At 56.4% G+C, this 19,780-nt stretch carries 22 protein-coding genes; 15 read left to right on the top strand and 7 right to left on the bottom strand.

The window, feature by feature from the left end:
• Positions 1–35: 35 nt before the first annotated feature.
• On the bottom strand, positions 36–1,682 hold the full coding sequence (gene fumA / locus ACUTSU_RS14100) for a class I fumarate hydratase FumA (protein ID WP_445651762.1): 1,647 nt from the start codon (positions 1,680–1,682) through the stop codon (positions 36–38).
• 480 nt (positions 1,683–2,162) lie between these two features.
• On the opposite strand from fumA, the gene ACUTSU_RS14095 reads away from it, so the two are divergent.
• The 6 genes from ACUTSU_RS14095 to ruvX all read left to right on the top strand — a co-directional run bounded on the left by ACUTSU_RS14095 (position 2,163) and on the right by ruvX (position 6,686).
• The gene (locus tag ACUTSU_RS14095; RefSeq protein ID WP_445654297.1) at positions 2,163–2,675 is read left to right on the top strand and encodes a SprT family zinc-dependent metalloprotease; all 513 of its coding nucleotides are present in this window, start codon (positions 2,163–2,165) and stop codon (positions 2,673–2,675) included.
• 280 nt (positions 2,676–2,955) lie between these two features.
• Entirely contained in the window at positions 2,956–3,651 is a 696-nt protein-coding gene (endA, locus tag ACUTSU_RS14090; RefSeq protein WP_445651760.1) for a deoxyribonuclease I, read from the top strand.
• A 188-nt stretch (positions 3,652–3,839) separates the two neighbouring features.
• The gene (rsmE, locus tag ACUTSU_RS14085; protein WP_445651759.1) at positions 3,840–4,571 is read left to right on the top strand and encodes a 16S rRNA (uracil(1498)-N(3))-methyltransferase; all 732 of its coding nucleotides are present in this window, start codon (positions 3,840–3,842) and stop codon (positions 4,569–4,571) included.
• Between the two features lie 10 nt (positions 4,572–4,581).
• Positions 4,582–5,532, top strand: a complete 951-nt coding sequence (gene gshB / locus ACUTSU_RS14080; RefSeq protein WP_445651758.1) for a glutathione synthase — start codon at positions 4,582–4,584, stop codon at positions 5,530–5,532.
• A gap of 168 nt (positions 5,533–5,700) precedes the next feature.
• Positions 5,701–6,264, top strand: coding sequence for a YqgE/AlgH family protein (locus ACUTSU_RS14075; RefSeq protein ID WP_445651757.1), 564 nt, complete (start codon positions 5,701–5,703; stop codon positions 6,262–6,264).
• Positions 6,264–6,686, top strand: coding sequence for a Holliday junction resolvase RuvX (gene ruvX, locus ACUTSU_RS14070; RefSeq protein WP_020828599.1), 423 nt, complete (start codon positions 6,264–6,266; stop codon positions 6,684–6,686). The genes ACUTSU_RS14075 and ruvX overlap by 1 nt, the downstream gene beginning before the upstream one ends.
• On the opposite strand, the gene ACUTSU_RS14065 is transcribed toward ruvX, so the two are convergent.
• Positions 6,683–7,705, bottom strand: a complete 1,023-nt coding sequence (locus ACUTSU_RS14065) for a type IV pilus twitching motility protein PilT (protein WP_445651756.1) — start codon at positions 7,703–7,705, stop codon at positions 6,683–6,685. The genes ruvX and ACUTSU_RS14065 overlap by 4 nt on opposite strands.
• Before the next feature lie 20 nt (positions 7,706–7,725).
• Between ACUTSU_RS14065 and ACUTSU_RS14060 the strand changes: the two genes are divergently transcribed.
• Genes ACUTSU_RS14060 through hemW form a run of 6 tightly spaced genes read left to right on the top strand, consistent with a single transcriptional unit; the run spans position 7,726 to position 11,891 of the window.
• Positions 7,726–8,433 carry a YggS family pyridoxal phosphate-dependent enzyme gene (locus ACUTSU_RS14060; protein WP_445651755.1) on the top strand — a complete coding sequence of 236 codons (708 nt, stop codon included), beginning with the start codon at positions 7,726–7,728 and terminating at the stop codon, positions 8,431–8,433.
• Between the two features lie 20 nt (positions 8,434–8,453).
• The gene (proC, locus tag ACUTSU_RS14055) at positions 8,454–9,275 is read left to right on the top strand and encodes a pyrroline-5-carboxylate reductase (RefSeq protein ID WP_445651754.1); all 822 of its coding nucleotides are present in this window, start codon (positions 8,454–8,456) and stop codon (positions 9,273–9,275) included.
• A 31-nt stretch (positions 9,276–9,306) separates the two neighbouring features.
• On the top strand, positions 9,307–9,861 hold the full coding sequence (locus ACUTSU_RS14050) for a YggT family protein (protein WP_445651753.1): 555 nt from the start codon (positions 9,307–9,309) through the stop codon (positions 9,859–9,861).
• Positions 9,858–10,148 carry a DUF167 family protein YggU gene (gene yggU / locus ACUTSU_RS14045; protein WP_135318004.1) on the top strand — a complete coding sequence of 97 codons (291 nt, stop codon included), beginning with the start codon at positions 9,858–9,860 and terminating at the stop codon, positions 10,146–10,148. The genes ACUTSU_RS14050 and yggU overlap by 4 nt, the downstream gene beginning before the upstream one ends.
• 17 nt (positions 10,149–10,165) lie before the next feature.
• Entirely contained in the window at positions 10,166–10,759 is a 594-nt protein-coding gene (locus tag ACUTSU_RS14040; RefSeq protein WP_261421132.1) for an XTP/dITP diphosphatase, read from the top strand.
• On the top strand, positions 10,752–11,891 hold the full coding sequence (gene hemW, locus ACUTSU_RS14035; RefSeq protein ID WP_135318006.1) for a radical SAM family heme chaperone HemW: 1,140 nt from the start codon (positions 10,752–10,754) through the stop codon (positions 11,889–11,891). The genes ACUTSU_RS14040 and hemW overlap by 8 nt, the downstream gene beginning before the upstream one ends.
• An 81-nt stretch (positions 11,892–11,972) precedes the next feature.
• On the opposite strand, the gene ACUTSU_RS14030 is transcribed toward hemW, so the two are convergent.
• From ACUTSU_RS14030 to trmB, 4 genes are all read right to left on the bottom strand, one after another.
• Positions 11,973–12,689, bottom strand: a complete 717-nt coding sequence (locus ACUTSU_RS14030) for a YggN family protein (protein ID WP_445651751.1) — start codon at positions 12,687–12,689, stop codon at positions 11,973–11,975.
• A gap of 30 nt (positions 12,690–12,719) precedes the next feature.
• Positions 12,720–13,643, bottom strand: coding sequence for a glutaminase B (gene glsB / locus ACUTSU_RS14025; protein WP_445651750.1), 924 nt, complete (start codon positions 13,641–13,643; stop codon positions 12,720–12,722).
• A gap of 109 nt (positions 13,644–13,752) precedes the next feature.
• Positions 13,753–14,079, bottom strand: coding sequence for a YggL family protein (locus ACUTSU_RS14020; RefSeq protein WP_261092587.1), 327 nt, complete (start codon positions 14,077–14,079; stop codon positions 13,753–13,755).
• On the bottom strand, positions 14,079–14,798 hold the full coding sequence (gene trmB / locus ACUTSU_RS14015) for a tRNA (guanosine(46)-N7)-methyltransferase TrmB (RefSeq protein WP_037416729.1): 720 nt from the start codon (positions 14,796–14,798) through the stop codon (positions 14,079–14,081). Before trmB ends, ACUTSU_RS14020 begins: the two co-directional genes overlap by 1 nt.
• Positions 14,799–14,930: 132 nt before the next feature.
• Between trmB and mutY the strand changes: the two genes are divergently transcribed.
• The 3 genes from mutY to mltC are packed head-to-tail and all read left to right on the top strand — an operon-like array spanning position 14,931 to position 17,477.
• Positions 14,931–16,076, top strand: coding sequence for an A/G-specific adenine glycosylase (gene mutY / locus ACUTSU_RS14010; protein ID WP_445651749.1), 1,146 nt, complete (start codon positions 14,931–14,933; stop codon positions 16,074–16,076).
• Positions 16,073–16,345, top strand: a complete 273-nt coding sequence (locus ACUTSU_RS14005; RefSeq protein ID WP_061807913.1) for an oxidative damage protection protein — start codon at positions 16,073–16,075, stop codon at positions 16,343–16,345. Before mutY ends, ACUTSU_RS14005 begins: the two co-directional genes overlap by 4 nt.
• Positions 16,346–16,400: 55 nt before the next feature.
• Complete coding sequence (gene mltC / locus ACUTSU_RS14000) at positions 16,401–17,477, top strand: membrane-bound lytic murein transglycosylase MltC (protein ID WP_261433129.1); 1,077 nt, start codon at positions 16,401–16,403, stop codon at positions 17,475–17,477.
• 99 nt (positions 17,478–17,576) lie between these two features.
• Here the strand turns inward: mltC and speF are convergent, their stop codons facing one another.
• The gene (gene speF / locus ACUTSU_RS13995; protein WP_445651748.1) at positions 17,577–19,739 is read right to left on the bottom strand and encodes an ornithine decarboxylase SpeF; all 2,163 of its coding nucleotides are present in this window, start codon (positions 19,737–19,739) and stop codon (positions 17,577–17,579) included.
• Positions 19,740–19,780: the final 41 nt, after the last annotated feature.

Here is a 19,780-nt window from a genome sequence, read left to right as displayed (position 1 = left end):
GCCGCCCGACCGCGGACGGCAAGTATTGACGAAAGTTATTTCACACAGCGCGAACACTGACCTGCCTGGATCTTCTGGAAGAAGTCATTGCCTTTATCATCCACCAGAATGAACGCCGGGAAATCTTCCACTTCGATTTTCCAGATGGCCTCCATCCCCAGTTCAGGGTATTCGACACAGGTCAGGCTCTTGATGCTTTGTTGCGCCAGTACCGCCGCCGGGCCACCGATGCTGCCGAGATAGAAACCGCCGTGTTTGTGGCAGGCATCGGTCACTTGCTGGCTGCGGTTGCCTTTGGCCAGCATGATCATGCTGCCGCCGTGGGACTGCAGCAGATCAACGTAAGAGTCCATGCGCCCAGCAGTGGTTGGCCCCAGAGAGCCGGAGGCGTAACCGTCTGGCGTTTTGGCCGGGCCGGCGTAGTAAATCGGGTGATCTTTAACGTACTGCGGCAGGCCTTCGCCGTTGTCCAGCCGCTCTTTCAGCTTGGCGTGTGCGATGTCACGCCCCACGATAATGGTGCCGCTCAGCGACAGGCGGGTGGACACCGGGAATTGCGACAGCTGCTTGAGGATATCGGCCATTGGGCGGTTGAGGTCAATCTTGACGGCCTCGCCTTCCCCAGCCTGACGCAGTTCTTGCGGAATGAACTTGCCCGGGTTGTGCTCCAGCTTCTCCAGCCAGATGCCGTCACGGTTAATCTTGCCCTTGATATTACGATCAGCGGAGCAGGAAACCCCCATGCCTACCGGGCAGGAAGCGCCATGGCGCGGCAGACGCACCACGCGGATATCGTGCGCAAAGTATTTGCCGCCAAACTGCGCGCCCAACCCCAGATTCTGCGCTTCTTTCAGTAACTCTTCTTCCAGCGCTACGTCGCGGAATGCCTGGCCGTGTTCATTGCCTTCGGTCGGCAGGCCGTCATAGTACTTGGTCGAGGCCAGCTTGACGGTTTTCAACGTCGCTTCGGCCGAGGTCCCGCCGATAACAAACGCCACGTGGTAAGGCGGACAGGCTGCGGTACCCAGCGTGCGCATTTTCTCGACCAGATAATCCTTCAGCTTACCCGGAGACAGCAGCGCCTTGGTTTCCTGGTAAAGATAGGTTTTATTGGCTGAACCGCCGCCCTTGGCGATACACAGGAACTTGTATTCTTCGCCGTCAACGCTGTAGAGATCGATCTGCGCCGGCAGGTTGCTACCGGTGTTGACCTCGTTGTACATATCCAACGCGGCGTTTTGCGAGTAGCGCAGGTTGTCTTCGATAAAGGTGTTGTACACCCCACGAGACAATGCCGCTTCGTCACCGCCGCCGGTCCAGACGCGCTGGCCTTTTTTGCCGACGATGATGGCGGTACCGGTATCCTGACAGGTCGGTAAAATACCCTTGGCGGCGATTTCTGAGTTACGTAAAAATTGCAGCGCAACGTACTTGTCGTTTTCGCTGGCGTCCGGATCCTTGAGAATATCGGCCACCTGTTGCTGATGCGCCGGGCGCAGCATGAATGAGGCGTCATGGAATGCATGTTGAGCAAGGAGGGTTAACGCTTCGGGGGCTACTTTCAGCACTTCCTGGCCTTCAAACTCACTCACACAAACGTGGTCACGGCTCAACAGATAGTATTCGGTATCGTCTTTTTTCAGCGGGAACGGATCTTGATAATGGAACGGTTTATTCGACATTAATCTCTCACTTGCAACATCAGCTGCGTTAAATTCACACTTACTCAGCCAGCTCGGGGCAGGCCGCGTCAAAAAACTCCCCACACCTTACGTACTTTTAATCAGTCAGTTATTGCGCTAAATCGCATAATTCCCTCTGATTTTTAAGGGTGTTGTTGGCTACACCCGCATTACTCGGGGCCAATATATTCACCCCCTACAGGCAGGGACTCGGCATATACGGTTTATTATCCCGCAGTTAACACAATGATTACAATCCATCAGCGTCGATCGGGTTATCAATGCGGTGAAAAACTGCCATTCTTCCCTATCCATACCCAAAATAATTGGAGCAGCATCAAGGCGGCAAGGGTGCTCATCCCGATGAGCTTACTCAAGTAAGTGATTCGGGTGAGTAAGCGCAGCCAACACAGAGGCAGCTTCAAGTATGATGGGTAACGCTTATTGCCAGCCGGCGCGCCTTTGCTTAAGCTAGCCGCAATGAACAAAGTAAGAATCCCCATTGCACTGCAACAGGCGGTGATGCGCTGTCTGCGAGAAAAATTGCAGCTGGCCCGTCAGCACTTTTCCGTCGAGTTCCCCGAGCCCAAAGTCGTTTACCAGCAACGCGGAACCAGCGCGGGCACCGCCTGGCTGCAAGCCTGGGAAATCCGACTGAATCCGGTGCTGCTGATGGAAAACCAACAGCCGTTTATCGATGAAGTAGTGCCGCATGAACTGGCGCACCTGCTGGTATTCCGCCAGTTTGGCCGCGTGCCCCCCCACGGCAACGAATGGCGCTGGATGATGGAAGGCGTGTTGCAGGTACCGGCCAGCCGTACCCATCAGTTTGAGATTGCCTCGGTGCAGAGCAAAACCTACCCCTACCGCTGCAGTTGCCAGTTACACCAGTTGACCGTGCGCCGCCACAATCGCGTGATGCGCGGAGAAAGTGAATATCGCTGCCGTCAGTGTGGCGACAAACTGAAATTTTTCGCCGGCGAGCCTGTTTAATCGAGATAATCACGCGTACCCCCCTATGAATTTCGAGTTACAGCTAGGCGCCCAGCTCGTTCATCCCCAGGAGCTTACTTTTGTAAGTGACTGGGGTGGGTGACAAATCTGTCGGGAACAGATTTGAACGCGCGATCAGCGGCCCCGAAGGGGCAAGGCCCAGATATGGGTCTTGTAAGCAGGTAAAAACGCTGTAGCTTGAAAGGCGACGGGGACGTTTGCCACTGCTGTAAACTTCCATTACCCTGCCTGCTTTTCCAATTTTGAGCTGTTTTGGAATATGCTTCGCAAAATTTTATTTATGGTGGTTCTCACTGCCGGTGCCGCACAGGCGCACGGTATCAATAACTTTTCTCAGGCCAAGGCGGCCGCAGCCAAAATCAATCAGGACGCCCCCGGCTCCTTCTACTGCGGTTGCCGGATAGACTGGCAGGGCAAAAAGGGCATTCCCGATCTGAACAGTTGTGGCTATCAGGCGCGTAAAAACGCCCAACGTGCGCAACGTATCGAATGGGAACACGTGGTACCGGCCTGGCAGTTCGGTCATCAATTGCAGTGTTGGCAACAGGGCGGGCGCAAAAATTGCAATAAAGACGCCGCTTACCGCCAAATCGAAACCGATTTGCACAACCTGCAGCCGGCGATAGGTGAAGTGAACGGCGATCGCAATAACTTTATGTACAACCAATGGAAAGGCGGTGAGGGCCAGTACGGCCAGTGTCCGATGAAAGTGGACTTCAAAAATAAGCAGGCCGAACCGCCCGCCCGCGCCCGCGGTACGATCGCCCGCACCTACTTCTATATGCGCGACCGTTATCAACTGCGGCTTTCCCGCCAGCAAACCCAGCTTTTTGAGGTATGGAATCGCCAATACCCGGTCAACGAATGGGAATGCCTGCGCGAAGCACGCATCGCTAAGGTACAGGGCAACCATAATCCTTATATTCAACAGGCTTGCCAGCAACGAAAGGGCTAAATCCCCTTCGTACTTAAAACTGCAGCGGTGTTGACTGCGTGAGCGCCCCCGAATCACTTACTTAAGTAAGCTCATCGGGATGCACTCACTTGCCGCCTTGCTGCAGCTTCAATTACTTTGGGTATATACTCTTTTTTTTTCAAGCTGCAGCACTGATGACTGCATATTAGTCAGGATCGAATATTCATATGCGTATACCCCGTATTTATCACCCGCAGCCGTTGATCGACAACGCGGAAATCTTCTTAAGCGAAGACGCCGCCAACCATATCGGGCGTGTACTGCGCATGAACGCCGGAAAGGCGCTGCAGTTATTCGACGGCAGCAATCAGGTGTTTGACGCCGTGATCACCCAGGTCGACAAGAAAAGCGTTCAGGTGCAGCTCAGCGCCGGCCAGTTGGAAGACCGTGAATCACCGCTCGATCTGCATCTGGGCCAGGTGATTTCTCGCGGTGAGAAAATGGAGTTCACCATTCAGAAATCCATCGAACTGGGGGTTAACGTTATTACCCCGCTGTTTTCCGAGCGCTGCGGCGTCGCGCTTTCCGGCGAACGCCTGGCGAAAAAAATTCAGCAGTGGCAGAAAATTGCCATCGCCGCCTGTGAACAGTGCGGCCGCAACCGCATCCCGGAAATCCGCGAGGCCATGCAGTTGGAAGCCTGGTGTGCCGAGCAGGATGGCAGCCTGAAGCTGAACCTGCACCCACGTGCCAGCCACAGCATCAATACCCTGCCGCTGCCAGTGGAGCATGTCCGGTTGCTGATTGGGCCAGAAGGCGGTTTATCTACAGACGAAATTGCGATGACCACAGGCCACGGATTTACTGATATCCTGCTGGGGCCACGCGTTCTGCGTACAGAAACCACAGCGCTCACCGCAATTACCGCTTTACAGGTACGTTTCGGCGATCTGGGTTAAAGGAGAAAAGATGATTAAGCTCGGCATCGTGATGGATCCTATCGCCTCCATCAATATCAAGAAAGACACCAGCTTCGCCATGCTGCTCGAAGCGCAGCGCCGTGGCTGGGAACTGCATTATATGGAGATGGACGATCTCTATCTGCACGCCGGTGACGGCCGCGCCCGCACCCGCCTGCTCAGCGTGAAAGAAGATAAAGAGAGCTGGTTCAGCTTTGGCCGCGAGCAGGATCTGGCGCTGCAGGATCTGGACGTGATCCTGATGCGTAAAGATCCGCCGTTCGATACCGAATACATCTACGCGACCTATATTCTCGAGCGCGCAGAGGTCAAGGGCACGCTGGTGGTCAACAAGCCGCAGAGCCTGCGTGACTGCAACGAAAAGCTGTTCACCGCCTGGTTCCCGGAACTGACGCCGGACACTCTGGTCAGCCGCAGTGCGGCGCACATCCGTAAATTCCACCAGCAGCATGGCGACATCATCCTCAAGCCGCTGGACGGCATGGGCGGCGCGTCGATTTTCCGTGTGAAGCAGGATGACCCTAACCTGTCGGTGATTATCGAAACCCTGACCGAACACGGCAGTCGTTTCTGCATGGCGCAGAACTTCATTCCGGCGATCAAGGAAGGCGATAAACGCATTCTGGTGGTGGACGGTGAGCCGGTGCCTTATTGCCTGGCGCGTATTCCGGCGCAGGGCGAAACCCGTGGTAACCTGGCGGCCGGTGGCCGGGGTGAAGCGCGTCCGCTGAGCGAAAGCGACTGGAAAATTGCGCGTGCGGTAGCGCCGACGCTGAAAGAAAAAGGGCTGATTTTCGTTGGCCTTGACGTGATTGGCGATCGACTGACCGAAATCAACGTCACCAGCCCAACCTGTGCACGCGAAATCGAAGCGGCCTTCCCGGTGTCCATCACCGGTATGCTGATGGACGCGATCGAAAAGCGTCTGGCAGCGAAGTAATCCGCAGTGCGGGCGGCGTTGTCGCCCGCTATCCTGACCTCCCTACTGACGCTACCGGCCTCGGCTGAGCGAGTGCGGCTAACAACGCTGCAACTTGAAAGGCGACAGGGATGGCCGCATACTGGCGGCTGTTTAACTTCTCACCAATCAAATACCTTAAATAACACCATGAATTTACAGCACCATTTTCTTATCGCTATGCCATCACTTCAGGATCCTCGCTTCAAACGCTCGGTGATTTATGTCTGCGAGCACAATGAAGAGGGCGCCATGGGCCTGGTGATCAATAAACCGGTGGAACAGTTCACGGTGGAAACAGTGCTGAGCAAACTGAAGATCATGCCACAGGCGCGTGATCCGGCGATCAGCCTCGATAAACCGGTGTTTGCCGGCGGCCCGTTAGCAGACGATCGCGGCTTTATCCTGCATACGCCGCGCAAGGGCTTTGGCTCCAGCATTCAGATCTCGCCGGATACCATGATCACCACCTCGAAAGACGTGCTGGAAACGCTGGGCACCCCGGAGCAGCCGGATGACGTGCTGGTCGCGCTCGGTTATGCCGGCTGGGAAAAAGGCCAGTTGGAGCAGGAAGTGCTGGAAAACGCCTGGCTGACCATTGAAGCCGACACCGACATTTTGTTCCATACGCCGATCGCCAGCCGCTGGCGCGAGGCCGCCAACCGCCTGGGCATCGATATCCGCAGTATTGCCAACCATGCAGGACACGCCTGATGACCAACCGCACCATTATCGCCTTCGACTTCGGCACCAAAAGCATCGGTGCGGCCATTGGCCAGGAGCTTACCGGCAGCGCCCGTGCACTAGCGGCCTTCAAAGCGCAGGACGGTTCGCCGGACTGGCAGAAGATCGAGAAGTTGCTGAAAGAGTGGCAACCGGATCTGGTGGTAGTCGGTCTGCCGCTGAACATGGACGGCACCGAGCAGCCGGTCACCGAGCAAGCACGCAAGTTCGCCAACCGCCTGCACGGCCGCTTTGGCGTGCAGATCGCGCTGCATGATGAGCGCTTGAGTACCGTCGAAGCCCGCGCCAACCTGTTCGATCGCGGCGGCTTCCGTGCGCTGGACAAGGGCAGCGTGGATTCCGCCTCAGCGGTAGTAATTCTGGAAAGCTGGTTCGAACGGCAATTGGGTTAATCCCTTGGCAAAGTCCCCTCCACACCGCCCAGTAATCCCGCACCGATCCGCTGTTGCAGACCTTGCTCAAAGGTCTGCATGCCGGACTGCCCACCGGTTTGCAGCACGCTGGCAAGCTGATGGGTTTTGCCCTCGCGGATCATGCTGCTGACCGCTGCCGTCGCCGTCAGCACCTCAAAAATCGCCACCCTGCCGCCCCCGGGCCGACTCAACAGCTTCTGTGCAATCACCGCCTGCAGGCTACCGGCTAACTGGGCACGCACGTAGGGCTTTTCTTCCGCTGGGAAAACATCCACCAGCCGATCGACCGCCTGCGTCGCGCTACGGGTATGCAGCGTCGCCAGTACCAGATGGCCGGTTTCCGCAGCGGTAAGCGCAAGCCTGATGGTGGTGGTGTCACGCAGCTCCCCCAGCAGGATCACATCAGGATCCTCACGCAGTGCGGCCCGCAGCGCATCGTCAAAGCTATGGCTGTCGCGCCCCAACTCCCGCTGCTGAATCAAACACTGCCGGCTGCGGTGGATAAACTCAATCGGATCTTCCAGCGTGAGGATATGCCGCCGCTGGTGCTGATTGATGTCGTCAATCATTGCCGCTAGGGTGGTGGATTTACCGCTACCGGTCGCGCCGGTCACCAAAATCAGGCCATCTTCCCTGCGCACCAGGGCTGGAATGATGTCTGGTGCTGCCAACCCCGCCAGCGTCGGGCACTCGCCGGCAATCAGCCGCAAGGCAAGCGAAACCCCGAGGCTTTGCAGAAAGAAATTGGCGCGTAGCCGAATATCGTCCGCAAGCGTCAGCGCCAGATCAAGCTGCCGCTGCTGTTGCAATTGCTGCCGCTGCTGGGGTTGCAGCAACGCGTTGCACAAGCGATGCATCTTGGTCTCGGTCAGTTTTTCCGCACCTGCCAGCGGCTGTAATTCACCATCGATGCGCAACATCGGCCGATGCCCCGTACAAAGGTGCAGATCGGAAGCATTATGCTTTACACTAAGGGCCACGAATTCATCGATATCCATATCAATCTCCTGGGTCAATAATGAGCACTATCCAACAGAATCTGCAGGATGTCAGAAACCGCATTGCCGCGGCCGCTCAAGGCTGCGCTCGCGCTCCAGAAGAAGTGACGCTGCTTGCAGTGAGTAAAACCAAACCTGTGGCGGCGATCGCAGCAGCCATCGCAGCGGGCCAGCGTGCCTTCGGCGAGAACTATGTTCAGGAAGGGGTGGATAAGGTTCAGCATTTCGCCACACTGCCGGAAGGCGCAACGCTGGCTTGGCACTTTATCGGCCCGTTGCAATCCAATAAGAGCCGGCTGGTGGCAGAGCACTTTGCCTGGTGCCACACCGTCGATCGGCTGCGTATCGCCTCGCGCCTGAATGAACAGCGCCCGGCGGAGATGCCGCCGCTTAACGTTCTGATCCAAATAAATATCAGCGATGAGCAGAGTAAATCTGGCATTGTACTGGCTGAATTGCCGGCGCTGGCGGAGGCGGTTGCCGCCCTGCCCAACCTCAGACTGCGCGGGCTGATGGCTATTCCAGCCCCGCAGGAGGATTATCAGAGCCAGTTGGCGGTGTTCGGCCAAATGCGCGACGCCTTCCTGGCGCTGCAGCAGCAATATCCGCAGGTAGACACGCTGTCGATGGGCATGACCGATGACATGACGGCGGCGATTGCCGCAGGCAGCACCCTGGTGCGTATTGGCACCGCCATTTTTGGCGCGCGAGATTATTCGCAGTCCTGACACACTGACGAGGAATTTTAATGCAACACCGTAAGATTACCTTTATTGGCGCCGGCAACATGGCGCGCGCTATCATCGCCGGCCTGGTGGCGGGCGGTTATCCGGCGGAATCCATCAGCGTCTGTGCACCTTCGGCCAAAAACCGTGATGCGCTGGCAGCGGACTACGGCGTCACCAGCAGCAGCGACAACCAGGCCTGCGCCCAGGCCGCCGATGTGGTGGTGCTGGCAGTCAAACCGCAAATGATGGCCGACGTCTGCCAGCCGTTGCGCGAAGGGGTCGATTTCAACGCCAAGCTGGTACTGTCGATCGCCGCCGGTATCCAGGTCAACCGTTTTTATCAACTGCTGGGTGACAAGCTGAACATCGTGCGCATCATGCCCAATACCCCATCGCTGGTGGGCAAAGGCATGAGCGGTCTGTATGCACCGCAGCAGGTCAGCCAGCAGGACCGCGACTACACCAGCGATTTGATGGCGTCAGTCGGCAAAGTCTGTTGGGTGGATAACGAAAATGGCATTAATAGCGTGATCGCCGCAGCAGGCAGCGCACCGGCCTATTTCTTCCTGTTTATGGAAGCCATGCAACAGGAAGCCGAACGTATGGGCTTCGACAGCCAGACCGCCCGTGATCTGGTGCAGCAGGCGGCCTCCGGCGCGGCTGCACTGGTGGAAGCCAACCCGGATACGCCATTATCGACCTTGCGTGAGCAGGTCACCTCCAAAGGCGGCACCACCGCCGAAGCACTACGCGTTTTCAACGAGCAACAGCTGCCGGCAACCGTGGCCAAAGCCATGCAGGCGGCAGTATCCCGCGCGCAGGAAATGGAAAAATCATTTTAAATAATCGAGAGTTAAGGAGAAGGGCTACTACATGCTAACGCTGACTTTTTTGGTCAAAACCGTTATTGATCTGTACGTCATGATACTGCTGCTGCGTATCTGGATGCAGTGGACGCGCGCTGACTTTTACAACCCATTCGCACAGTTTGTCGTGAAAATCACCCAACCGGTGATCGGCCCGCTGCGCCGCATTATTCCATCCATGGGGCCTATCGACAGCGCATCACTGCTGCTGGCGTTCCTGCTGATGACCATTAAGTACCCGCTGCTGCTGCTGATCCAGGGCGGCGCAATGTCACTCAGCCCATATAACCTGCTGTTTGGCCTGATCTCGCTGGTGAAGTCGGCCGGCTACCTGATCTTCTGGGTAATGATTATCCGCGCGCTGATGAGTTGGATAAGCCAGGGCCGCAGCCCAATCGATCAGTTGATGTACCAACTGACCGAGCCCTTGATGTCCCCCATCCGCCGCATTCTGCCGGCCATGGGCGGCATTGATTTTTCGGCGATGGTGGTGATCCTGATCCTGTATCTGATCAACTACCTGGGCATGGATCTGTTCGGTGAGATCTGGTTCCTGCTGTGAGTGCAGTAACCCCAGTGCTGGACGGGCTGGCGATCAGGCTATATATTCAGCCGAAAGCCAGCCGCGACCAGATTGTCGGTTTGCATGGCGACGAACTTAAAGTCGCCATTACCGCCCCGCCGGTAGACGGCCAGGCCAACGCTCATCTGATCAAGTTTCTCGCCAAACAGTTCAAAGTGGCGAAAGGCAACGTCACCATAGAGAAAGGCGAACTGGGGCGGCATAAACAGTTACGCATCGTTAATCCGCAACAGATCCCCGCCGTGGTCGCGGCGCTAATCGAATAAATTTCAAGGTAGTCATCATGCAAAAAGTCGTTCTTGCCACCGGTAACCCGGGCAAAGTGCGCGAACTCGCCGACCTGTTGGCCGATTTCGGGCTGAATGTGGTCGCGCAAACCGAACTGGGCGTAGAGTCTGCCGAGGAAACCGGCTTGACGTTTATCGAAAACGCCATCCTCAAAGCCCGTCACGCGGCGCAAATCACCGGCCTGCCGGCGATCGCCGACGACTCGGGTCTGGCGGTAGACGCTCTGGGTGGTGCGCCGGGCATCTATTCTGCACGCTACGCGGGCGTTGACGCTTCTGACCGGCAAAACCTCGACAAACTGCTGGTGGCACTGAAAGACGTACCGCAAGGCAGTCGTGGCGCTCAGTTCCACTGCGTGCTGGTGTATCTGCGCCACGCCGAAGACCCAACACCGCTGGTGTTCCACGGCAGCTGGGCCGGTGAAATCACCGACAGCGCGGCAGGTGAAGGCGGTTTCGGCTACGATCCGATCTTCTACGTCCCGGAACTCGGCCGTACCGCCGCCGAACTGAGCCGCGACGAGAAGCGCGCGATATCGCACCGTGGCAAGGCGCTGAAACTGATGCTGGAAGCCATGCGCAATGCTTAAGCTGCCTCCGCTGAGTTTGTACATCCATATCCCGTGGTGCGTGCAGAAATGCCCTTACTGTGATTTCAACTCGCATGCGTTAAAGGGCGAAGTTCCGCATCAGGAGTATGTCGATCACCTGCTGGCGGATCTGGATGCCGATCTGCCGCTGGTCGCCGGCCGTGAAATCAGTACCATTTTTATCGGCGGCGGCACCCCCAGCCTGCTGAGTGCCGAAGCCATGCAATCGCTGCTGGACGGCGTGCGGGCGCGTATTCATGTGGTTGATGGCGCCGAGATCACCATGGAGGCTAACCCCGGCACCGTGGAGGCCGATCGCTTCAGCGGCTACCAGCGTGCCGGTGTGAACCGCATTTCTATCGGGGTCCAGAGCTTCAGCGCCGAGAAGTTAACCCGTCTGGGGCGTATACACGGCCCGGAAGAGGCCAAACGCGCAGCGCATCTGGCCACAGGTCTCGGCCTGCGCAGTTTTAACCTCGATCTGATGCACGGTCTGCCGGACCAGTCGCTGGAAGAAGCGCTGGACGATTTACGCCAGGCGATTGCCCTAAACCCGCCGCACCTGTCGTGGTATCAGTTGACCATCGAGCCCAATACCCTGTTCAGCTCACGCCCACCGGTGCTGCCGGACGACGACGCACTGTGGGATATTTTCGAGCGAGGTCATGAGTTGCTGAGCGCCGCCGGTTATCAGCAGTATGAAACCTCGGCCTATGCCAAGCCGGGCTATCAGTGCCAGCACAACCTCAACTACTGGCGCTTTGGCGACTATCTGGGGATTGGCTGTGGCGCACATGGCAAACTGACCTTTAGCGACGGCCGCATTCTACGCACCGCGAAAACCAAGCATCCGCGCGGTTTTATGCAGGGCAAGTATATGGACAAACAGCATGAGGTGACGACGGCAGATCGGCCATTCGAGTTCTTTATGAACCGTTTCCGCCTGCTGGAGGCTGCGCCGCGCGCCGAGTTCGTCAGCTACACCGGACTGGATGAAAGCACTATCCGTGCACAGCTGGACGAAGCACTGGCGAAAGGCTATCTGGAAGAAACGCCGGAATATTGGCAGATCACCGAGAAAGGCAAGCTGTTCCTTAACTCGCTGCTGGAACTGTTTCTGGCGGATGAATAACAAAAAGCGCTGACAATTCAGCGCTTTTTTTGGGTTTTAATCTGAGATAATCGAAAACAAACTACCCGCGCTGATTTGATGTTACTTCAAAGCATTAAGCAGGTCTTTACGCTGGGCTTCCAGACCGGTAACACGGTTACACACGTCGTGGCCGAAGTTCTGGAAGTCCTGCTCCTGATTGTTCCATTCGTTCTGAATCGCTTTTTGCAAGCCACCCAGATTGCCCATGATCGCCTGCAACGGATTGCCGCCGCTGTTGGCCGCCTGCTTGACGCCCATCTCGTTCAGGCTGTCCTGCAACACGCCGCCCATGCTCTGCTGCACCAGGTTACGGCCATCCTGCTCAACCTGATCAATCGCCTTGTGGTGGAAGGTCAGGCCGTCGCTGCGGTGTTCGATAATGCGGTTCATCTGCTGTTTAAGCTGGTCATTGAGCGTAGTCAGGCGGTTGCGCACGTTGCTGTCGCTGCCCAACTCCTTGACGATCACCTTGTCCAACGCCACGCGCGCTTTTTCCAGGTGCTGCTGCGCGCCCTTGTCGATCCACGGCAGTTCCTTACGCAATGCGCTCTGGTAGCTAAAGGCCTTCTGCCGCTGGCTGTCATTCAGGCTCAGGGCCTGACCGTTGCGGGTCACATCGCCATCCGCTGAAATTTGCAGGTTGCCGCTGGCTCCCGTCACCTGCACGTTCTGCGGGCTGATAATCACGTCGTCCTGGGGTTTAACGCTGCACTGATATTCGGCATGTGCCTGTGAAGCAGTCAACAGCAGTAAGGCTAACCCGGTTTTCTTTAACATATTTTCTCCTGACTCCCTTCCGTGGTGGGATTAAAAAATCGAACGGCTGATCCGTTGAGACAACAGTTCCAGCGCCGCAGTTCCCGCCAGTGAGTTACCTGAGGCATCCAGTTCCGGCGACCAGACGGCGATCGACAGCTCATCGGGAACGATGGCGACAATGCCGCCGCCGACACCGGACTTGCCCGGCATGCCCACGCGATAGGCAAATTCCCCCGCGCCATCGTACATGCCGCTGGTCATCATCAACGCATTAATCTGGCGCGCCTGCAGCGGGCTGATCACTTCACTCCCGTTAAGGTCACGTCCCTGATTGGCCAGGTAAACAAAGCTGCGTGCCAGCTCCAGACTGCTCATCCGCAGCGCACAGTAGTGGAAATAGGTTTGCAGCACGGTGAGCACGTCGTTTTCAAAGTTACCGAACGACTTCATCAGATAGGCGATGGCCGCATTGCGATCGGAGTGTTCAAACTCGGAACGGGCGACTCGCGAATCATAGGCCAGGTCTTCTTCACCCGCCAGTTGGCGCACCACTTCCAGCATGCGCTGTTTGGGGGCGCTGAGCCGCGTTTGCAGCATGTCGCACACCACCAGCGCACCGGGGTTGATAAACGGATTGCGCGGCTTGCCCTGCTCCATCTCCAACTGCAGCAATGAGTTGAACGGCAGACCGGAAGGCTCTTTGCCGACCCGTTGCCAGATCTCGTGCTCCTGATAGCGCGTCAGCGCCAGCGTCAGGCTCAGCACCTTGGAGATTGACTGAATAGAGAAGCGCTCGGTGGCGTTACCGGCCTGGAACATTTCGCCATCGACGGTGCAAACGGCGATCGCCAGACGATCGGACGCCACTTCCGCCAACGCCGGAATATAGTCCGCCACCTTGCCCTGGCCAATCAGCGGGCGCACCTGTTGCAGGATATCTTCCAGCAACGCGTTATCCAATGTAGTTACCACCGCGGTCACACTCCGGACAAAATAAAGGTGCCGTTAAGGCACCTGAGACTATTGACAAAGAGGGGGGAAAAACGTGGTTTCCCCCCTCTTTGTGGTAATCAACCGAAAATCAGTCCCACCAGATATCGAACAGATCGCTAACCTTAACGTCGCTCAGCTTGCGCGCTTCCAGCCATTTTTTGACCAGTTCGCGCTGTTCGTCGGTGCAATGACCGATAGTCTGCAGGCAGATCAAACCTTCCCACTGCAGGTAGCCACTGCCGTCAAACGCCATACCGTTTGGCTCAATCACTTCGTCGATGAAAGCGTCCAGCGTGCCGTCGATATCTTCAACTGCGGTGCCTTCGGCAAAACGCCATGCTACGGAGAAACCCAGCTCCTGAAACTCTTCAATGTGTAACTTTTTACGTAAACGACGACTGCGGTTCTTAGCCATTATTCTTTCCTCTCAAACATCAAATCCCAAACGCCATGTCCCAGACGCTGGCCGCGTAATTCAAATTTTGTCAGTGGGCGTGAATCCGGGCGCGGCACGTAATCATTATCGCTGGAAAGATTACGATAGCCTGAGATCCCGTTCATAACCTCTAACATATGTTCTGCGTAAGGCTGCCAGTCGGTGGCCATATGGAATACGCCGCCGACTTTCAATTTGCGCCGCACCAGTTCCACAAACGGCGTCTGTACAATGCGACGTTTGTTGTGGCGCGCTTTATGCCACGGATCGGGGAAGAACAGCTGCACCATGTCCAGCGAACCGTCCGGGATCATATTCTCCAGTACCTCAACCGCGTCGTGACACATCACGCGCAGGTTGCTCAGTTCCGCTTCGGTAGCGTCGGCCAGGCAGGCGCCCACGCCCGGCGAGTGTACTTCAATCCCCAAGAAATTCTGCTGCGGGTTATTGCCCGCCATGGTCACCAGCGAGGCGCCCATGCCAAAACCGATCTCCAGCACGGTCGGCGCATCGCGCCCAAAAAGTGCGGTGATATCGACAGGTTCAGCCTGATACTCCACGCCCATCACCGGCCAATAATTGTCCAGCGCGTGCTGCTGACCTTTGGTCAACCGCCCTTGGCGGCGGACAAAACTGCGGATACGGCGCATCGCGCGGCCGTTCTCATCAAATTCTGGGGAGATGACGTCATTAATCATAGTGCTTTCTGTCTGTTTGGCTGCCAATTAGGGAAACGCGCATTATGCAAAGATACATTGGTTTAGCAAGTGTTCATCTTGTGTACCTGCCGTGCTGCGTCGGAAAGTTCCGGTTTACAGCATCATGACTCTATGCTGCAATCGCGCTTCATTTACTGCTGGATATTGAATCTGCTTATGATGCAAGCACAACAGTTCGCACAGGTGGTGCTTGACTGGTACCAACGTTACGGCCGCAAAACCCTGCCGTGGCAGCTTGATAAAAACGCCTATAAAGTATGGCTCTCTGAGGTCATGTTGCAACAAACTCAGGTTGCCACCGTGATCCCTTACTTCGAGCGCTTTATGGAACGTTTTCCCAACGTGCGTACACTGGCAGAAGCGCCGTTGGACGAAGTGCTGCACCTGTGGACCGGCTTGGGTTACTACGCCCGAGCTCGCAACCTGCACAAGGCCGCGCAGGCTATTGTCGCACAGCACGGCGGCGAGTTCCCGACAACCTTTGAAGAAATCCACGCTCTGCCCGGCATTGGCCGCTCAACGGCCGGTGCAGTACTGTCATTGGCACTCGGCCAGCATTACCCGATCCTCGACGGTAACGTGAAACGCGTGTTGGCTCGCTGCTATGCAGTCGAAGGCTGGCCGGGCAAAAAAGATGTCGAAAACCGGCTGTGGCAGATCAGTGAAGACGTCACCCCGGCACAGGGCGTCGGCCAGTTCAATCAGGCGATGATGGACCTGGGGGCGATGGTCTGTACCCGCTCCAAACCCAAGTGCGAGCTGTGTCCACTCAACCTGGGCTGCATCGCCTATGCCCATCACAGCTGGGCGAAATACCCCGGTAAAAAACCCAAGCAGACTCTGCCGGAAAAAACCGCCTACTTTTTATTGCTGCAACACGGCGAACGAGCCTGGCTGGAACAACGCCCGGCCGTCGGCCTATGGGGCGGCCTGTTTTGTTTCCCGCAGTTCGGCGAACGCGAAGAGATGGAACTCTGGCTGCAACAACGCGGTCTGAAAAACAATCGTCAGCAGCAGTTGACCGCATTTCGTCATACTTTCAGTCATTTCCATCTCGATATCGTGCCGATATGGTTGGAGATGAACGACGCGGCTGCCAGCATGGATGAGGGTGCCGGTCTCTGGTATAACTTGGCGCAGCCGCCATCGGTCGGGCTGGCAGCGCCGGTTGACCGCCTGTTACAACAGTTGGCAAAACAGTCACCACGCCCGCAGGGTTTATTTGGCGATAGCGCCATTGATGAGGAATTAGCATGAGCAGAACCATTTTTTGTACCTTCCTGCAGCGCGATGCCGAAGGGCAGGATTTTCAGCTTTACCCAGGGGACGTTGGCAAACGCATCTATAACGAGATCTCGAAGGAAGCCTGGGCAGAATGGATGAAAAAACAGACCATGCTGATCAACGAGAAAAAACTGAACATGATGAACGTGGATGACCGCAAACTGCTGGAAGCGGAAATGATCAAGTTCCTGTTCGAAGGGCACGACGTGCACATCGAAGGCTATACGCCACCGAGCGAATAACGCTGTTGGGGCCAGGCGCTGGCCCTCTTCAATACTTCCCGTATACGGCTTTAAGATGAAGAAAATTTTAGCTTTGCTAGTGATAGCGCCTTTGCTGATTTCCTGTTCCGGCAAAAAAAGTGAAGAAGTTAACGAAGCCCTGGTCAAAGACACCAACGGCTTTGAGATCCTGATGGGCCAATTCGCCCACAACATCGAGAATATCTGGGGTCTGAACGAAGTTCTGATCGCCGGGCCAAAAGATTACGTTAAATACACCGACCAGTATCAAACCCGTAGCCACATCAACTTTGATTCTGGCGCCATCACCATTGAAACCATCGCCACTACCGATCCTGCCGCCCACCTGCGCCAGGCGATTATCAGCACCTTGCTGATGGGGGACGATCCGGGTTCTATCGATCTGTATTCCGACGTCAACGATATCCAGATCAGTAAAGAGCCGTTCCTGTACGGCCAGGTGCTGGATAACAAAGGCGCGCCGATCCGTTGGGAATGGCGTGCGGCGCACTTCGCCGACTATCTGGTACAAACCAAGCTGCAAAAACGCACCTCCGGCCTGCACGTGATTTACTCGGTCACCATTCAACTGGTACCAAACCACCTGGACAAGCGTGCGCATAAATACCTGCCGATGGTCCGCAAGGCATCGGAGAAGTACGGGGTTGAAGAGTCGCTGATCCTGGCGATTATGCAGACCGAATCGAGCTTTAACCCGTATGCGGTGAGCGGTTCGGATGCGTTGGGCCTGATGCAGGTGGTACAACACACCGCCGGTAAGGACGTATTCCAGATGCGTGGCAAATGGGGTAAACCAAGCCGCAGTTATCTGTTCGATCCGGAGAACAATATCGACACCGGTACCGCCTATCTGGCCATTTTGCAGAACAACTATTTGGGCGGCATCCAGAACCCAACCTCGCGTCGCTATGCGGTGATCACCGCCTATAACGGCGGGGCGGGCAGCGTGCTGAGAGTGTTCTCCAGTGACAGAACCCGCGCGGTGGGCATCATCAACGGCATGCAGCCGGGCGATGTCTATCAGACGCTGACCACCAAGCATCCGGCCAGTGAATCGCGCCGCTATCTGGTGAAAGTGAACAACGCGCAGAAGAGCTATCGACGCCGTTAATCACCCCGGTCAGGGCGGTCTCTCGCGTCGCCCTGACCACCAATATCCCTAAGCGATACTGTAACCATTACGACCAAGCTCCTTGGCGCGGTACAAAGCCTATTGCTTGATCATATAACCGAAGATACGTTTCCAGCCGTGATCCTTTTTCTCGATATACACGCCCTGTAGCTCCGGTGAAAAACCGGGCAGCCGGTTGATACCATCTTCCAGCGCCAGGAAGTAACGCTGCACCGCCCCGCCCCACACTTCCCCCGGCACCACGCACAGCACGCCCGGTGGGTATGGCAGCGCGCCTTCCGCCGCAATGCGACCTTCCGCCTGGCCAATCGGCACCAGTTCGACGTTGTCGCGGATAAACTCCACGTTGGCATCCTGCGGGTTCATCATCACCTGCGGGAAATGACGCTGGCGGAACATTTCTTTCTGCAACTGTTTAACGTCAAAGCTGACGTACAGGTCATGCATTTCCTGACACAGCTGGCGAAGGGTATAGCCGCGATAGCGCTGTTCATTCTTGCGATACACCGTTGGCAGCACCACGCTCAGCGGCGCGTCTTCTTCCACATAGCGTTCGAACTGCACCAGCATCTCCACCAGTTGCTCCATCTTGGCCGGGTTTTCCGCCGGAGTCAGCAGGAACAGGATCGAGTTAAGATCGCACTTCTCCGGCACTATGCCGTTCTCACGCAGGAAGTTGGCCAAAATGGTCGCCGGTACGCCAAACTCGGTGTACTGGCCGGTAGCCGCATCAATACCCGGCGTAGTCAGCAGCAGCTTGCACGGATCGACCAAATACTGATCCTGCGCGTAACCTTCAAAACCGTGCCATTTTTCATCCGGCACAAAGTTGAAGAAACGCGCATCGTTGGCGATGAGATCGGTGTCGTAATCCTGCCAGTTTTTACCCGCCACCTGCGGCGGAATAAACGGCCTGAGCTGCGAGCAGCGTTCCAGCAGTTGTTTACGCGTTTCGATACCCAGCTTCACGCAATCCAGCCACATGCGGCGACCGGCGGCCCCGGCATGCATCTTGGCGTTAACGTCCAGCGCGGCGAACAGTGGGTAAAACGGGCTGGTAGAGGCGTGCAGCATGAAAGCATTGTTGAGGTGCTTGTGGTTGCAATGGCGCTTCTGGCCCTTAATGTGGTCGTCTTTCTTGTGGATTTGCGAGGTCTGCGAGAAACCGGCCTGCTGCTTGTGTACCGACTGGGTGACAAAGATACCCGGATCCAGTTCATCGAGCTCCAGCAACAGCGGCGAGCACTCTTTCAGCATCGGGATAAAGCCTTCGTAACCCACCCAGGCCGAGTCAAACAGAATGTAGTCACACAGGTGGCCGATGGTGTCGATCACCTGGCGGGCGTTATAGATGGTGCCGTCATAGGTACCGAGTTGAATAATCGCCAGACGGAATGGACGTGCCATATTGGCCTTTTCTGGTGCCACTTCGCGGATTTGCTCGCGCAGGTAACGCTCATCAAAGCAACGTGAATCAATACCGCCAATAAAACCAAACGGATTACGCGCGGTTTCCAGGTATACCGGCGTTGCCCCAGCCTGGATCAACGCACCGTGGTGGTTGGATTTATGGTTGTTGCGATCGAACAACACCAAATCACCACGGGTCAGCAAAGCATTGGTCACGACCTTATTGGCGGCAGAGGTACCATTAAGCACGAAATAGGTTTTATCGGCGTTGAATACCCGTGCAGCATGCTTTTGCGCATCCTTGGCCGAACCTTCGTGGATCAACAAATCGCCGAGCTTAACGTCGGCGTTGCACATGTCGGAACGAAAAAGCGTTTCACCGTAGAACTCGAAAAACTTCCGGCCGGCCGGATGCTTACGGAAAAACTCGCCGCCCTGATGGCCCGGGCAGGCAAAGGTTGAGTTTTCCATTTCCACATAGGTTTTCAGCGTTTTGAAAAACGGCGGCAACAGCGCCTGTTCATAGGCATCGGCGGCAGCTTCAAGCTGAGCCATATAGAACGCCTTGCTGGCGCCTTCCAATGCAAAAACACCGCTGATCAACGGCAGGTAGTCCGGAGAGAGATGCTCGTCCCCTGCCACCGCCACAAAGGTCGGGATCTCGAACCCGGTCGCTTTGAGCTGCGCCAGATGACCTGCGTTAACGTCATCCACCGACACCACTAACGCGGCCACGTCGGTGTAGTCCGTTTGCTCGATGCGGACGACCTGGCGCAGTGTTTCAATGGTGGCAACCAAACTGGCGCTGGTGGCTATTTTCAATTCTTTCATTGTGCTAACTCTCAAACGGTTAAGGATGAGGGTGTGCCACG

It is taken from the genome of Serratia sp. NA_13, from assembly GCF_052691735.1.
Note: the sequence above shows the minus strand (reverse complement) of the source record. Positions and strands in the feature narration are given on the sequence as shown.

What these genes read in the sequence shown, in the direction of transcription:
- fumA (WP_445651762.1), bottom strand. Translation starts at nt 1,682, where the DNA reads ATGTCGAATAAACCGTTCCATTATCAAGATCCGTTCCCGCTGAAAAAA.
- ACUTSU_RS14095 (WP_445654297.1), top strand. Translation starts at nt 2,163, where the DNA reads ATGAACAAAGTAAGAATCCCCATTGCACTGCAACAGGCGGTGATGCGC.
- endA (WP_445651760.1), top strand. Translation starts at nt 2,956, where the DNA reads ATGCTTCGCAAAATTTTATTTATGGTGGTTCTCACTGCCGGTGCCGCA.
- rsmE (WP_445651759.1), top strand. Translation starts at nt 3,840, where the DNA reads ATGCGTATACCCCGTATTTATCACCCGCAGCCGTTGATCGACAACGCG.
- gshB (WP_445651758.1), top strand. Translation starts at nt 4,582, where the DNA reads ATGATTAAGCTCGGCATCGTGATGGATCCTATCGCCTCCATCAATATC.
- ACUTSU_RS14075 (WP_445651757.1), top strand. Translation starts at nt 5,701, where the DNA reads ATGAATTTACAGCACCATTTTCTTATCGCTATGCCATCACTTCAGGAT.
- ruvX (WP_020828599.1), top strand. Translation starts at nt 6,264, where the DNA reads ATGACCAACCGCACCATTATCGCCTTCGACTTCGGCACCAAAAGCATC.
- ACUTSU_RS14065 (WP_445651756.1), bottom strand. Translation starts at nt 7,705, where the DNA reads ATGGATATCGATGAATTCGTGGCCCTTAGTGTAAAGCATAATGCTTCC.
- ACUTSU_RS14060 (WP_445651755.1), top strand. Translation starts at nt 7,726, where the DNA reads ATGAGCACTATCCAACAGAATCTGCAGGATGTCAGAAACCGCATTGCC.
- proC (WP_445651754.1), top strand. Translation starts at nt 8,454, where the DNA reads ATGCAACACCGTAAGATTACCTTTATTGGCGCCGGCAACATGGCGCGC.
- ACUTSU_RS14050 (WP_445651753.1), top strand. Translation starts at nt 9,307, where the DNA reads ATGCTAACGCTGACTTTTTTGGTCAAAACCGTTATTGATCTGTACGTC.
- ACUTSU_RS14040 (WP_261421132.1), top strand. Translation starts at nt 10,166, where the DNA reads ATGCAAAAAGTCGTTCTTGCCACCGGTAACCCGGGCAAAGTGCGCGAA.
- hemW (WP_135318006.1), top strand. Translation starts at nt 10,752, where the DNA reads ATGCTTAAGCTGCCTCCGCTGAGTTTGTACATCCATATCCCGTGGTGC.
- ACUTSU_RS14030 (WP_445651751.1), bottom strand. Translation starts at nt 12,689, where the DNA reads ATGTTAAAGAAAACCGGGTTAGCCTTACTGCTGTTGACTGCTTCACAG.
- ACUTSU_RS14020 (WP_261092587.1), bottom strand. Translation starts at nt 14,079, where the DNA reads ATGGCTAAGAACCGCAGTCGTCGTTTACGTAAAAAGTTACACATTGAA.
- trmB (WP_037416729.1), bottom strand. Translation starts at nt 14,798, where the DNA reads ATGATTAATGACGTCATCTCCCCAGAATTTGATGAGAACGGCCGCGCG.
- mutY (WP_445651749.1), top strand. Translation starts at nt 14,931, where the DNA reads ATGCTGCAATCGCGCTTCATTTACTGCTGGATATTGAATCTGCTTATG.
- ACUTSU_RS14005 (WP_061807913.1), top strand. Translation starts at nt 16,073, where the DNA reads ATGAGCAGAACCATTTTTTGTACCTTCCTGCAGCGCGATGCCGAAGGG.
- mltC (WP_261433129.1), top strand. Translation starts at nt 16,401, where the DNA reads ATGAAGAAAATTTTAGCTTTGCTAGTGATAGCGCCTTTGCTGATTTCC.
- speF (WP_445651748.1), bottom strand. Translation starts at nt 19,739, where the DNA reads ATGAAAGAATTGAAAATAGCCACCAGCGCCAGTTTGGTTGCCACCATT.